Below are 12,800 nucleotides of genomic sequence, written 5' to 3'. Positions count from 1 at the left end.
TCCCCATGAGCGCCTTCGACGCCTTCCGCACCTGCCATGGCGAGCCCGGCTGGGACGACATCGTCACCGGCCACGACTTCGGACTCCTCGAAGCCACCGAAATCCAGGCCTGGGTGGTGGGCGAAGGCCCCGCCGCCAGCCGCCTGCGCCTGTTGGGAGGGGAGGCCCTCCGGACCTTCGAGGCCCACCTCTGGGCGGCCTGCGCCGAGGCGGTGGGCAGGACGCCCCGGCCCGGGAGCACGGGCTGGTCCCGCGCCCAGGATCGCTGGCGAGAGGCCCTCCTGCGCCAGGCCCTGGCGGGGGAATGCACCGCCGCACAGCTGGCGGCGAAGGTGGAGCGCATCTACGAACAGGTGGGCTGCCCCGAGGACATGCTGCTCATGCTGCGCCCATCCCAGCCCTGGTCCGGCACTCCCGCGACGGTGGATCCCAAAGCAGTGCAGCAGTTCCTGAACCAGACTAGTCGCACCTCGTCCAATCGGACGAAGCCCGGATTCTAGGGGTGTGCCACCCTGGGGGCTCCTCGGAGTCCCGATGCCCCTGTCCGACCCCAGGCTGGACCAACTCCTGACCGGCGGCGCACCGAACCTGGAGCAGCTGCTGCGGTGGCTGTTGGAAGCCTCGCCAGTGAGCTCGGTGGACGGAGAGCCCCGGCGCACCACACGGCTGCGGCGGCTCCACGGGGCGCTTGTCTTCCGGGGGCTCACGGGCCCGCTTTCCGATGCCTGGAATCACGCGTCGGCCATCCGTCTCCTCGCCGAAACGGGACTGCCGGACCGTACCACCCTGATGGGCGAGGGATTCCTGCGGATCGTGGACCGGATCATCCCCCGTCTCGATCCCGAAGGAGACCTCTACGCGCTGGTGGACCGCCTGGATCTGGATGAGGAGGATGCCGCCTGGGTGGAAGGCCTGCCCACGGATCTCAAAAGCCTCTGGGCCCCCCTGTTGACGCCTCCTCCGGACATCTGGGCCCATGCGGCCCGCCTGCTGGCCCATCGGGCGGCCGCCGTGGGCCTGTCCCGCGATCTGCTGGCCTTGGACCCCGAGGGCAGCGACGCCGATTCTCCCTTCTTCCACCTCACACGGGTGGTCCACGACGCCGGGGAACAGCCTCGCGATCCCGCTGCCCGGGCCGCCTGGGAGGCTTGCTGGTCGGCCTGCATCGCCACCCTGGCCGAGGCCCATGCCCAGCTTGACGAGCGGGGCGTCTCCACGGATCTGGTGTTCCGGCTGGAGCTGCTGGAGGCCCAGTTGGCGCGGATCGGCCAGATCCTCGATTTCGCGGCGGGCCGAGGGGATGGCGCGGCTTTCGCCGCCGAGCTGGTGCGGGGCAGCGCCGCGCAGCATGGGTTGCTGTCCCTCCTGCGCACCACCGTCAAGCGCCTGGCCCGCAAGGTCGTGGAGCACACGGGCGAGACCGGAGAGCACTACATCGCCCGGGACCGGTCCGAGTGGTGGGCCATGGGACGGTCGGCGGCGGGTGGCGGCCTCCTCACGGCGGGCACGGCCCTGTTCAAGATCGGCCTCTCCGCCCTGGCCATGGCGCCCCTGCTCTCCGGCCTCACCTTGACGGCCAACTACGCGGTGAGCTTCTGCGCCATGCAGCTCCTGGGCTTCAGCCTGGCGTCGAAGCAGCCGGCCATGACGGCCGCGGCCCTGGCCCATGCCCTGGAGGCGAATGATGGCCAGGCGAAGGAGATCGAACTGGTGGCGGCCATCACCCGCACCCAGGTCATCGCCACCCTGGGCAATGTGCTGGCCACCATGCCTGTGGCCGTGGGCCTCGTGGCAGCCTGGGCCTGGCTGACGGGGCACGCCCCCCTGGGCCAGGAATCCGCCCTCCACAGCCTGCGGGGCACCCACCCGTTCCATGGCTGGACCCTGGTCTTCGCGGCCCTCACGGGCGTGCTGCTCTGGCTCTCCAGCCTCGCGGCCGGTTGGACCGCCAACTGGAGCGCCTACCGCTGCCTGCCGGAAGCCCTGGCCCAGAATCACCGGATCCGTTCCTGGCTGGGGGCGCACAGGGCCGACGCCCTGGGCCGCTTCATCCAGAACCACCTGGCGGGGTTCGCGGGCTACACGGCCCTGGGCGGCCTGCTGGTCTTCGTGCCCATGGCCTTCGCCTTCGCCGGGATCCATGTCGAGGTCCGCCATGTCACGCTGCAGGCGGCCTCGCTGGCCCTGGGCGCCACCACGCTCTGGTTCCAGGGATCCCTGGTCTGGACGGATGTCCTCTGGAGTCTCCTGGGCATCGGCCTCATCGGGGTGATGAACTTCGCAGTATCCTTCGGCCTCGCACTGTGGACGGCCTTGCGGGCCCGCGATCTCAGCGGCCGGGCAAGCCGTCGCCTCTGGTGGAACATCCTCAGGGCCTTCAACCGGAATCCGGGACGATTCCTCCTCCCACCGCGCCGGAATGCTACTCTCGACAGCCGCCTCCCCGGAGATTCCCATGCGTAGCCTCCTCCTCCCCGTCCTGCTCCTCGCTTCCGGCACCCTTCCGTCCGCCGCCCAGGACAAGCCCGCCCCTGTGCGCCTGACGCCCTTGCGCGTGAGCCCCGCCTGCACGGTGTCCCAGGACATCGGCATCAGCAGGATCGAGATCGCCTTCGCGCGGCCCGCCGTGAAGGGCCGGCAGATCTGGGGCGGCCTGGTGCCCTACGGCCAGGTGTGGCGCGCCGGCGCCAACAGCGCCACCACGATCACCCTCAGCCATGCGGCGCAGGTGGCCGGGAAGGCCGTGCCCGCAGGCACCTACGGGTTCTTCGCCATCCCCGGCGAGAAGGCCTGGACGCTCATCCTCAACAAGAAGGCCAAGCAGTGGGGCGCCTACGAGTACCAGGCCGGAGAGGACCTCCTGCGCTGGGAGGCCATCCCCCAGGCCGGCCCCTTCCTCGAGTACCTGGACTACAGGGTGGTTCCCGCGGGCACCGGCAGCGCCACGGTGGAACTGGGCTGGGAGAAGCTCCGCGTGAGCTTCCCCGTGGTGTTCGACACCAAGGCCATCTACTGGGCCCATCTGGAGGACACGCTGAAGAAGGCGCCGGATTCGGACTGGGTGCCCTGGTACCAGGCCGCGGCCTACTGCCAGGCCCAGGGCATCGAGCCCCAGAAGGCCCAGGCCTGGATCGAGAAGAGCCTCAAGGCCGGCGACAGCTTCTGGAATCACGAGACGGCCGCCCGGATCTACAAGGACGCCAAGCACATGCCCGAAGCCCTCGCCCAGCTCCAGAAGGCCATCGATCTCTCCAAGGGCAAGGCCCCGAAGGAATACACGGAGAACCTGGAGAAGGAACTGGCGGTCTGGAAAGGTGGAAAGTAGGGTTCAGACCCCCTTCTTCTCCGCCCCCCAGATGACCTTGTGAAGCTGCATCTGGACCCTCACAGGCAGGCCATCAGCCACGACCTGCTCGGCGAGCCAGGCGGGGTCGAGGCTGCCCCATACGGGGCTGAAGAGCACCTCCAGGCGATCCCAGACCCGCCGCTCGGCGCACCAGGCCCGGGCCCATTCGTAGTCCGCCTGGCCGCAGAGCACGAACTTCAGCTCGTCCTGCCCTGCAACCATGTGGTCGAGGTTGGATTCCAGCCAGCGGTGGGCCTCCCCGCTGCCGGGGGTCTTGCGATCCACGATCTTGACCACCTCCCGGGGCACCGGCGCTAGGTCGTGGCTGCCGGCCGTTTCCAGAGCCACTTCGTAGCCCAGGCCCAGCAGGGCCCGCAGCAGGTCGGGGGCGTGGGGATGGGCCAGGGGTTCTCCCCCCGTGAGCTCGACAAACGGGGCGCTGGGCCCCTTCCGCGGGGGGCCGAGACGCTGCCGGGTTTCAGCGAGAAGCTCCTCCAGGCTTCGCATGGTCCCGTCGTAGAAGGCGTACTCCGTATCGCAGTACGAGCAGCGCAGCGGGCAGCCCGTGAGACGGATGAACAGACAGGGGCGTCCGATGCGGGCGCCTTCCCCCTGGATGCTGTGAAACACCTCGTTGACCTTGAACTTCATGTTCACCCGACCTGTTCCATTGTCCTCCGTTCCCGCCCTGTGGGCGATCGCGGGGCACCCATGACTACCCCCGGGAGGACGCGCCACCGGCGCGTCCTCCCGCTCACGCTTCGCGCTCACGGACGGGGCCCCGTCCTTCGCCCTGGATCGAGTGGAATACCTCATTGACCTTGAACTTCATCGATCCACCCAGCGCCGTCCCCCGTCCAGGGTGAGAATGTCCCCCGTGAGAAAGGGACTGTCGGCGGCGTAGCGCACCGCGCGGGCGAGGTCCGCGGGGTCGCCCAGGCACTTCAGCAAGGTTCGGTCCGCCAGGAACGCTTCATCGCTGCCTTCCGCGGGCAGGATCGCTCCCAGGGCGTGGCCCACCACGCGCACCCTGGGCGCCAGGAGCTGGGCGAGCCCGGGTACCAGGGCCGCGAGCCCGGCCTTGGCCGCGCTGTACGGCAGGCGCTTCAGCCAGGGATGGTGGATGGACGTGTCCAGGAGGATCTGGAGGCAGGCGCCCTCGCGCAGGTGCAGAGCCAGGGCCTGGGCGCAGAGGAAGGGGAAGCTGAGGTTCATGCGCCAGGTGGCGTCGAGCCGCTCGGGCGTCCAGGTTCCGAGCGGCTGCTCAGGAAAGGTCCCGGCCAGCAGCACGGCGCCCGAAATCAGTCCACCGGCCGCCTTCAGGGACTGGAGATCTGCCATCATTCTGGAGCTCACCTCCGGGTTCTCGGCATTCCATACAAACGTCCGGATACCCGCCCTCTCCGAAAGGTCCTCCACCCACGTTTCCCCATCCCAGGGTTCCGAGCTGGTCAGCACCAGATCATGGTCCCCGGCCAGATCCTCAGCCAGGGCCCGCCCCAGGCGCCGCCGTCCTCCCACCAGCACCCAGCAGGGCCTGCCGTTCCGCGAGATCCGCTCCATCGGGGCATTCTTCCACAAAGGTCCCATGAACCCCTACCTCAAACGCATCCGGTGGCGCCTGTTCTGGATCAGCTTCATCTGCCTGACCCTGGCGCTCGGTTCGTTCGCGATCAACCAATGGGTCTACGCAAGGTCGGATGACCAGTGCTCCTGGATTCTGGAGAACGGCAAGATCGTCATCCGGGAGATCCTTCCAGAGGGGGTGGCGGAGGAGGCGGGCCTCCTCGAGGGCGACGAGCTGGTGAAGATCCAGGGCCGCACCTTCGAGCCCACGCTGGAGGGCACGCGCAAGGCCCAGCAGTTCATCAACGCCAAGCCCCAGGGCACCATCCTGATCTACACCGTGAAGCGCCAGGGGCGGGCGATCCTGCTCCCCATCCGGCTGGTGAAGCCGCTGGACCTGGCGCAGCTCGCCCTGCTGCTGAACGGCATCCTGGCCTGGGCCGTCAGCCTGCTCGTGGTGGTCTCGGCGCCCGAGCGGAAATCCTCGCGGCATTTCTTCTACCTAGCCTCGATGGTCCTCCTCATGTCCGGCGCGACCCAGTCGGGGAACGCGCCCGTGGCCATGACCTTGACGGTCTTCCTGATGGCCGGCGCGGCTGCGGCCCTGGTGCCGCCGCTCTGGATCCACTTCTTCCTGCGCTTCCCGCACCCCTTCGAACTGCGGAAGAACCGGCGCTTCCTCCAGGCCATCTACGGCGCATTCGCGCTGCTGGCCATCCTAGTGATGCTGAGAGGGGCCTGGGAGGTGATGAACCTCAGCATGCCCAAGCCTCTGGTAGAAGCGCCTCCGGATGGCGCGCTCCGGGTCCTGCACACCTTCGCCCAGGTCCTGCCGATCCCGTTTTGGGTGGGCTCGGCGCTCACGGGCCTCGGCTTCTTCGTCGTGGGGACCTTCCGTTCCCCGGAGCGCCTCCGGAAGGCCCTGCTCCCGTCCCTGTTCGCGGCGGCGTTCCTCTGCCTCGACCTGCTGGCCTGGACGATCCTCCAGACCAAGTACAACAGCCTCCTGTTCCGCCGGCAAACCTTCATCTTCATGCTCCCGGCACCGCTGCTCCCACTGACCTTTGCTTACGCCATCTTCCACCATGGCCTCTTCGAGGTGCGGAAGGCGCTGGTGCGGTGGGTGAGCTACATGGCCGTCCTGGCGCTCACCGTGGCGGGCTATCTTGGCGGGCTGGCCTGGGGCTTCTCTCATCTCTCCTCCATCCCGCCAGGCTGGGCGGGGGCCCTCATCGGCCTTCTGGCGCTACCCCTGGGCTGGACGATGCGCCTCCTGCTGAAGGGCATCCGCCGCCGCTTCCGGCGGGACTTCGCCAGCACGCGCGAGATCGTCCTCAGCGCCGTCCGCGAGCCCCGGAAGCGCTTCAGCGAAGAAGCCCTGTTGAAGTCCCTGCGAAAGGCCCTGAACGAGGCCTTCCGGCCGCAGTTCCTGGAGGTGCTGCCCTTCGAGTCCCGCCACATCCTCCTCCCGGCCGCCGAGGCCATGGACCGCGAAGACCGGCGAGTGCATTTCCCCCCCCAGCCCCTGCGGATCCCCCCGGGACTGCTCCGCCTGGCCCGGGAGAACCGCGAGCTGGTGCTGGGACTGGGCAGCGAGGAGGCAGACTGGATCCTGGAGCAGGGACAGGGGCTCCGCGCCCATGTGGATGCCCTGGAAGCCCAGCTGCTCCTGCTGATCCTCGCAGGGGATCACCCCCACAGCGCCGTCCTCCTGGGGGGGAAGTACGCCGAGCTGAACTACGGCCGCGAGGATCGTGAGCTGCTGCGCGAGGTGGCCCTGGCGGCCGGCCAGGTGCTGGAGACAGCGGTGATGCACCAGCGCCTGCTGGCCCAGGAGCGCCTGAGCCAGGAGCTGGAGACCGCCAGGCGCATCCAGGAGGGCCTCATCACCTCCCACCTGCCGCCCATCCCCGGGTTCCAGGTGGCCTTGCGCCTGGAACCCGCACTGGAGACCGGTGGGGACTTGCTCTTCGTGAAGCGGAGGCCCAGCGGCAAGTGGCTGGCGGCGGTGGGCGATGTCTGCGGCAAGGGCCTCGCGGCGGCTCTCTACATGGCTCAGGCGACCGCTCTGCTCGAGCAGGCGGCCCAGCGCGAGGACCAGGGGCTGGAGGAGATGCTCCAGTCCATGGACCACACCCTCCGCCAGCTGCTGGGCCAGAGGGGCTTCCTCACCCTCGTGCTGCTGGAGTGGGACCAGCACGGGAACTACCGGTTGGCCCGGGCCGGCCATCCGGGCGCCCTCCTGCTCCAGGGGGTCGTGGAGGACTGTTCGACCGAAATGACGCCCCAGGGCCGTGGCCTCGGCCTCCGCCCGGCGGCACCGGGGAACTGGGAGGTGCTCGAAGGCGTCCTTCCCCCCAAGGGCTGGGTGGTGCTGTACAGCGATGGCCTGTCCGAGGCCATGAACCGGGAAGGTGAGCTCTACGGCGTGGCCCGCCTGTGCGGCCAGCTCCGCCGCCTCTGGGGCACGGGCAGCCCCCGGGCGGCCTGCGAGGCGATCTTCCGGGATGTAGCGTCTTTCGATACTCAGAACCGGGATGACCGGACTCTGTTTATCCTTGGAAGGGAGCATTCATGACCCGCCGCCCACTCCAATGGACCATCCCCGCCCTCCTGGTGCTCCAGCTGCTCATGCTCTGGCTGCAGGGCGCCCAGCTCCACCGCCAGAACCAGGTGCTCCAGGGCCTGCGGGAGGACATCCAGGCCCTCACCGAGTCATTGGATTCCAGCCAGGGTCCGGTTTCCGACAGCGACGAGGCCGATGTGGTGCCAGCCAGCACCGGTCCCAAGGTCCAGCCCCAAAGGCACGTTGCGGTGCTGGGCATCCAGGAGGAACAGGAAGCCGCGGCCAAGGAACTCCAGGCCTCGCGTGAATCCGGCCAGAAGGCCGTGAAGGACGCCCGCGAGGCGCAATCCAAGATTTCCATCGAAGAGAACGCCAGGAAGGCCGAGGAGGCCAAGAAGGTCCAGGCCGCCACCAGCTCGTGGATGAACTGGGCCTGGGGTGCCATGGGTCTGGTCGCGGCGGCCCTCGTGGTCCGCGCGGTGATTCGCCGGAGGGGCTGATGTCCCTGCTCGAATACCTCCGCCTGGATCCGGAGTGCCGGAACCTGGCAGAAGGGGCCGTCCACGCCGTGGCACCGGCCCTGGAAGACCCTGATCCCGCCTCAGTGGTGATGCAACTGAACGAATGGGCCTTCACCCTCGCAGGGCGCATGCCCCTGCCCTGGGATACCGGCCGGGCCCTGGAGGCCCTCAATCACCTGCTCTTCGAGGAACTCGGCTTCGACGGGGATCGCGAGACCTACGACGATCCGCTGAACGCCCTGCTCCCCGCGGTGCTGGCCCGGCGCAAGGGCCTGCCCATCGCCCTCTCCATCCTATGGATCGATCTGGCTCGGCGCATGGGCTTCGATGCCGTGGGCGTGGGCCTGCCGGGCCACTTCATCGTCGCTCTGCGCTCGCCGTCCGGCCTGCTGTGCTTCGACCCCTTCAACCGCGGGCGCACCGTGGGCGAGGAGGGAGGCGCCGCCCTGGTGAAGGAGGCCAGCGCCGGACGGATCGCCTTCCACCGCGACATGCTGAAACCCGCCACGGACCGACAGATCCTCATCCGCCTCGTGCGCAACCTCCACCTGCGGTTCATGCATGTCGAGGACTGGGAGGAGGCCCTGTGGACGGCCACCCACTTGATCCTGCTGGATCCCGGCGATGCCCGGTCCCACAAGGAACGCGCCTTCGTGCACCTCCAGCGGGACGAGCCCGCCCCTGCCCTTGCCGACCTCCGCGAGGCCCTGCGCCTCAACCCGGACCCCGATCCCGAGATCCGGGCGTGGCTCCAGCAGCTGGAGTCCTCCACCTAGAATGCCTTCAGGCGACCGGACCCGTCCGTTTCCGGACGGCGACGGCCACATCTGCGCCCCTGTGCAGGAAGACGATCTGCACCCGGACCGGGCCACCCGGAAAGTGGAAGGTGAACTGGAACGTCCTGGAGGCCTCGTTCCGCTCGCAGAATTCGCGGAAGACACCCTGGAAATCCTGGACCGAGGTGCAGGGGGCGATCTCAGTGAAGAAATGACGGCCGACCACAGCCTTGGGTTCACGGCCGGCGAGCGCGCCTTCCGCCGGGTTATACGCCAGGACGGTCCCGTCCTTCGCCAGGACGATCACGCCGAACGGCAAGTCGTCCAATGCTTCCTCGGACAGATCCGGAATGCGAAGCAGCTCCCGGTAGCAGGAACGGCAGATGCCATGGGAATGGTCGACCCCGCTCTGACCGATCAAAGTTCCGCACCAGGCGCACAGGACATCACCCATCACAACCCCGGCTCGCGGAATGTCGTTCAGGACGGCCCGCGGGCCGACCAGCGCAGCACGCCGACCATCCGCCGCTGATGGCACGAGTCATCGAGCCGCATCCACCATCTTGATCAGGGCCGCCTCGACTTCATGGGCGATGGGAAGCAGGGCGGGATCCTTCGACAGGCCCTCGAGCAGATCCGAAGGGGGGATGAGGCCGATTCGGGTGCGCCCCTGATCCGTATAGACGGAAATGCGGCAGGGCAGCGCCATGTTCAGGCGCAGATCGAGGCTCAGGACCTTGGACGCCTGGCCCGGGTTGCACACCTCGAAGACCCGGCAGGCCTCCGTAAATGGGAATCCCTTGCTGCGCAGGGTGTTCCCGAGGTCATGGACATGGAGCACGCCGAAGCCACCGGCCGTCACCGCAGCCTCCAGGTCGGCCGAGGCCTGCTCAAAGGGCTTACCGGATTCGACGATGTAGTACATCTTCCGCCTCCAGTGGTGCCCCCAGCGAGCTGAAGGGGGCCGATTCGGGGAGGAAACCTTATCACGAAGCAGGGGCCCGAAGGCCCCTGCTCCTGACAGCTGATAGCTGATAGCTACTTCTGCTGCGCCTCCACGACGGTGAGCGCCGTGAGGTGGATGATGTCGTTCATGTCGCTGTGCCGCTGGAGCACGTGGACCGGGGCGGCCATGCCGCAGGTGATGGGGCCGATGACTTCGGCCCCCGCCAGCCGCTGCACCAGCTTGTAGCCGATGTTGCCGCTGGTGAGGTCGGGGAAGATCAGCACGTTCGGGCCGCCCGGCAGGTCCACCCAGGGGTAGCTCTCGGCCAGGATGCCCTCTCCGAGGGCCGTATCCGCCTGCATCTCGCCGTCGCACTTGAGGTCGGGGCGCTGGAACTTCACGATCTCCACCGCCTTCTGGACCTTGCGGACCAGGGGATGGTCCACGCTGCCGAAGTCGGAGAAGGACAGCATGGCCACCTTGGGTTCCATGTTGAACCGGTCCTTGGCCAGGTCGGCGGTGAGCAGGGCGATCTCTGCCAGCTCCTCGCTGCTGGGTTCGATGTTCATGGTGGTGTCGGAGAAGAACAGCACGCGGTTCTTGAGCACCATGGTGTAGACGCCGCACACGCGCTTGACGCCCTTGCGGGTGCCGATCACCTCCAGGCAGGGCCGGATGGTGTCGGGGTAGTACATCGTCAGGCCCGCGATGAGGCCGTCCGCCTTGCCCAGGCGGCACATCAGGGCGCCGAAGTAGATCGGCTCCATCACCTTGCGGCTCGCCTCGTCGCGGGTGACGCCGCGCCGCTTCCGCAGCTCCAGGTAGGCGTCCTCGGCCTCCTTGCGCCAGGCCACGGTGGCCGGATCCTGGATCTCGATGCCCTCCAGCGAAATGCCGTGGTCGGCGGCCACGACCTTCACCTTGGCGGGATCGCCCACCAGGATGGGCACGCAGACGCCCTCGTCCACCATCTGGGACACGGCCTGGAGGATCAGGGGATGCGTGCCTTCCGGGAAGACCACGCGCTTGGGATTGGCCTTGGCGCGATGGATGACGTTGCGGATCACGTCCTTGCTGCGGCCCTGGAGCCCCTCGAGGCGCTCCTTGTAGGCCTGCATGTCCGGGATGGGCTGCTTGGCCACACCGGTCTCCATGGCGGCCTTGGCGACGGCCGGGGCCACCCACAGCAGCACGCGGGGATCGAAGGGCTTGGGAATGATGTACTCGGGCCCGAAGGTGAACTTCTGGCCAGAGTAGGCCTTCACCACGGCATCCGGCACTTCCTCCTTGGCCAGGGCGGCCAGGGCCTTGGCGGCGGCCAGCTTCATCTCCTCGTTGATCTCCGAGGCGCGCACGTCCAGAGCGCCGCGGAAGATGAAGGGGAAGCCCAGGACGTTGTTCACCTGGTTCGGGTAGTCGCTGCGCCCCGTGGCCAGGATGATGTCGTCGCGGGTGGCCTTCGCGGTGGGGTAGTCGATCTCGGGATCGGGGTTGGCCAGGGCGAAGACGATGGGGTTCTTGGCCATGCTCAGGAGCATCTCAGGCGTCAGGGCGCCCTTGCTGGAGCAGCCCACGAACACATCCGCATCCTTGATGGTGTCGGCGAGGGTGCGCCAGTCGCTCGGCTTGGCGAACCGCTCCTTGTAGGCGTTCATGCCGTCCTTGCGCCCGGTGTAGACCAGGCCCTTGGTGTCGCAGAGCCACAGGTTCTCGAGCTTGACGCCGGCGCGGATCATCATGTTCGCGCAGGCGATGGCGGAGGCGCCGGCGCCGCTGAACACCACCTTCATGTCTCCGAGCTTCTTCTTGACGATCTCGGAGGCATTCATCAGCGCCGCGGTGCTGATGATCGCCGTGCCGTGCTGGTCGTCGTGGAAGACGGGGATGTTCATCTCCTTCTTCAGCCGGGTCTCGATCTCGAAGCACTCGGGAGCCTTGATGTCCTCGAGGTTCACGCCGCCGAAGGTGGGCTCGAGCGCCTTCACCACCTGGCAGAACTTGTCGATGTCCAGCTCGTTCACTTCGATGTCGAACACGTCGATATCCGCGAACCGCTTGAACAGCACGCCCTTCCCTTCCATCACGGGCTTGCCGGCGAGGGCGCCGATGTTGCCCAGGCCCAGCACGGCGGTCCCGTTGGAGATCACGGCCACCAGGTTGCCCTTGGCGGTGTACTTGTAGGCATCCTCGGGGTTCTTCTCGATCTCCAGGCAGGGTTCCGCCACACCCGGAGAATAGGCATTGGCCAGGTCCCGCGCGGTGGAACAGGGCTTCGTGGCGATGACCTCGATCTTGCCTTTCCGTCCCTGCGAATGGTAATCGAGGGCTTCCTGCTTACGTTTCATGGCCACACTCCTTAAATTGAGTGCCCTCATTTTGGGCTGAATGCCACCAAGCTTACACCTCGTGTTACGTGATCCTGCCTGCAAGGTCATCAATCCACGCCTTTGTTGCACGGATCACAAGAGATGCTTCTGCGACGCGCCCCGCCGGAGTACGATCCCACGATCCCCACCCGGAGCCCCCATGCGCGTGCTGCCCTTCATCCTGCCCTGCCTGCTGGTTCTTCCCGTGATCGCCCAGAAGGCCAAGACCCCGGCCAAAACCGCCTTGCCCGCGAAGGAAGACAAGGTGGATTGGGACGGGGAGTGGACCCTCTCCGCTTCACAAAGTGACAAGGTCGAGGAGCGCATCGACGAGCACGTCAAGGACCTGAACTTCGCCATGAAGCTCCTCTGGAAGAAGAAGCTGCAGGGAGCTTGCCGGGAGTTCAACAAGCTCGACATCCTGGCCGGCGAGACCTTCTCGGTGACCATGGGGAAGGAACGTTCCATCGATACCCCGGCGGACGGCACCGAGAGCGACTGGAAGCGCAGCGACGACAAGGTGTTCAAGGCCACCCTCACCAAGGACGGCCCCACCATGGTCCAGACCATCACCGGCGACGGCTACACGCTGAAGTACGTCTATTCCATGCGGAAGGACGGCAGCTCGCTGGCCCTCCAGGTGACCTACACCCATCCCAAGCTGGACAATCCCTTCAGCTACAAGCTGGTCTTCAAGCGGAACGACTGAGTCC

At 67.4% G+C, this 12,800-nt stretch carries 12 protein-coding genes; 7 read left to right on the top strand and 5 right to left on the bottom strand.

The genetic code is table 11. The features are described from left to right. Window positions 1-5: 5 nt before the first annotated feature. The 3 genes from MLE42_RS01575 to MLE42_RS01565 are packed head-to-tail and all read left to right on the top strand — an operon-like array spanning window position 6 to window position 3,325. Complete coding sequence (locus MLE42_RS01575; RefSeq protein WP_243286121.1) at window positions 6-500, top strand: hypothetical protein; 495 nt, start codon at window positions 6-8, stop codon at window positions 498-500. Between the two features lie 34 nt (window positions 501-534). Beyond that, window positions 535-2,463, top strand: a complete 1,929-nt coding sequence (locus MLE42_RS01570; protein WP_243286120.1) for a site-specific recombinase — start codon at window positions 535-537, stop codon at window positions 2,461-2,463. Further along, window positions 2,456-3,325, top strand: a complete 870-nt coding sequence (locus MLE42_RS01565) for a DUF2911 domain-containing protein (protein WP_243286119.1) — start codon at window positions 2,456-2,458, stop codon at window positions 3,323-3,325. Before MLE42_RS01570 ends, MLE42_RS01565 begins: the two co-directional genes overlap by 8 nt. A 3-nt stretch (window positions 3,326-3,328) precedes the next feature. On the opposite strand, the gene MLE42_RS01560 is transcribed toward MLE42_RS01565, so the two are convergent. Both MLE42_RS01560 and MLE42_RS01555 read right to left on the bottom strand, forming a co-directional pair. Next, window positions 3,329-3,997 (bottom strand): radical SAM protein, encoded by a 669-nt coding sequence (locus MLE42_RS01560; protein ID WP_243286118.1) that lies wholly within the window; start codon window positions 3,995-3,997, stop codon window positions 3,329-3,331. 177 nt (window positions 3,998-4,174) lie between these two features. Next, complete coding sequence (locus MLE42_RS01555; RefSeq protein ID WP_243286117.1) at window positions 4,175-4,909, bottom strand: SDR family oxidoreductase; 735 nt, start codon at window positions 4,907-4,909, stop codon at window positions 4,175-4,177. 25 nt (window positions 4,910-4,934) lie between these two features. Here MLE42_RS01555 and MLE42_RS15955 point away from each other — a divergent pair, with 25 nt between their 5' ends. Genes MLE42_RS15955 through MLE42_RS01540 form a run of 3 tightly spaced genes read left to right on the top strand, consistent with a single transcriptional unit; the run spans window position 4,935 to window position 8,775 of the window. Beyond that, window positions 4,935-7,490 carry a SpoIIE family protein phosphatase gene (locus MLE42_RS15955; RefSeq protein WP_275975635.1) on the top strand — a complete coding sequence of 852 codons (2,556 nt, stop codon included), beginning with the start codon at window positions 4,935-4,937 and terminating at the stop codon, window positions 7,488-7,490. Then, window positions 7,487-7,978, top strand: a complete 492-nt coding sequence (locus MLE42_RS01545) for a hypothetical protein (protein WP_243286116.1) — start codon at window positions 7,487-7,489, stop codon at window positions 7,976-7,978. The genes MLE42_RS15955 and MLE42_RS01545 overlap by 4 nt, the downstream gene beginning before the upstream one ends. Then, window positions 7,978-8,775, top strand: a complete 798-nt coding sequence (locus MLE42_RS01540; protein WP_243286115.1) for a SirB1 family protein — start codon at window positions 7,978-7,980, stop codon at window positions 8,773-8,775. The genes MLE42_RS01545 and MLE42_RS01540 overlap by 1 nt, the downstream gene beginning before the upstream one ends. Before the next feature lie 7 nt (window positions 8,776-8,782). Here MLE42_RS01540 and MLE42_RS01535 read toward each other — a convergent pair whose 3' ends face one another. The 3 genes from MLE42_RS01535 to MLE42_RS01525 all read right to left on the bottom strand — a co-directional run bounded on the left by MLE42_RS01535 (window position 8,783) and on the right by MLE42_RS01525 (window position 12,066). After that, a complete protein-coding gene (locus tag MLE42_RS01535) occupies window positions 8,783-9,229 on the bottom strand; it encodes a PAS domain-containing protein (protein ID WP_243286114.1) in 447 nt (148 codons plus the stop codon). An 87-nt stretch (window positions 9,230-9,316) separates the two neighbouring features. Continuing rightward, on the bottom strand, window positions 9,317-9,700 hold the full coding sequence (locus tag MLE42_RS01530; RefSeq protein WP_243286113.1) for a DUF302 domain-containing protein: 384 nt from the start codon (window positions 9,698-9,700) through the stop codon (window positions 9,317-9,319). A gap of 113 nt (window positions 9,701-9,813) precedes the next feature. After that, entirely contained in the window at window positions 9,814-12,066 is a 2,253-nt protein-coding gene (locus MLE42_RS01525) for an NADP-dependent malic enzyme (RefSeq protein ID WP_243286112.1), read from the bottom strand. Window positions 12,067-12,247: 181 nt separating this feature from the next. Here MLE42_RS01525 and MLE42_RS01520 point away from each other — a divergent pair, with 181 nt between their 5' ends. Further along, entirely contained in the window at window positions 12,248-12,796 is a 549-nt protein-coding gene (locus tag MLE42_RS01520) for a hypothetical protein (protein WP_243286111.1), read from the top strand. Window positions 12,797-12,800: the final 4 nt, after the last annotated feature.

Origin of the sequence: Geothrix terrae (assembly GCF_022808775.1) — a bacterium.
In the GTDB taxonomy this organism is placed as follows: Bacteria; Acidobacteriota; Holophagae; order Holophagales; family Holophagaceae; genus Geothrix; species Geothrix terrae.
Note: the sequence above shows the minus strand (reverse complement) of the source record. Positions and strands in the feature narration are given on the sequence as shown.

Excerpts from the sequence above, each read along its gene's own strand:
- MLE42_RS01575 (WP_243286121.1), top strand. The coding sequence starts at position 6 with ATGAGCGCCTTCGACGCCTTCCGCACCTGCCATGGCGAGCCCGGCTGG.
- MLE42_RS01570 (WP_243286120.1), top strand. The coding sequence starts at position 535 with ATGCCCCTGTCCGACCCCAGGCTGGACCAACTCCTGACCGGCGGCGCA.
- MLE42_RS01565 (WP_243286119.1), top strand. The coding sequence starts at position 2,456 with ATGCGTAGCCTCCTCCTCCCCGTCCTGCTCCTCGCTTCCGGCACCCTT.
- MLE42_RS01560 (WP_243286118.1), bottom strand. The coding sequence starts at position 3,997 with ATGAAGTTCAAGGTCAACGAGGTGTTTCACAGCATCCAGGGGGAAGGC.
- MLE42_RS01555 (WP_243286117.1), bottom strand. The coding sequence starts at position 4,909 with ATGGAGCGGATCTCGCGGAACGGCAGGCCCTGCTGGGTGCTGGTGGGA.
- MLE42_RS15955 (WP_275975635.1), top strand. The coding sequence starts at position 4,935 with ATGAACCCCTACCTCAAACGCATCCGGTGGCGCCTGTTCTGGATCAGC.
- MLE42_RS01545 (WP_243286116.1), top strand. The coding sequence starts at position 7,487 with ATGACCCGCCGCCCACTCCAATGGACCATCCCCGCCCTCCTGGTGCTC.
- MLE42_RS01540 (WP_243286115.1), top strand. The coding sequence starts at position 7,978 with ATGTCCCTGCTCGAATACCTCCGCCTGGATCCGGAGTGCCGGAACCTG.
- MLE42_RS01535 (WP_243286114.1), bottom strand. The coding sequence starts at position 9,229 with ATGGGTGATGTCCTGTGCGCCTGGTGCGGAACTTTGATCGGTCAGAGC.
- MLE42_RS01530 (WP_243286113.1), bottom strand. The coding sequence starts at position 9,700 with ATGTACTACATCGTCGAATCCGGTAAGCCCTTTGAGCAGGCCTCGGCC.
- MLE42_RS01525 (WP_243286112.1), bottom strand. The coding sequence starts at position 12,066 with ATGAAACGTAAGCAGGAAGCCCTCGATTACCATTCGCAGGGACGGAAA.
- MLE42_RS01520 (WP_243286111.1), top strand. The coding sequence starts at position 12,248 with ATGCGCGTGCTGCCCTTCATCCTGCCCTGCCTGCTGGTTCTTCCCGTG.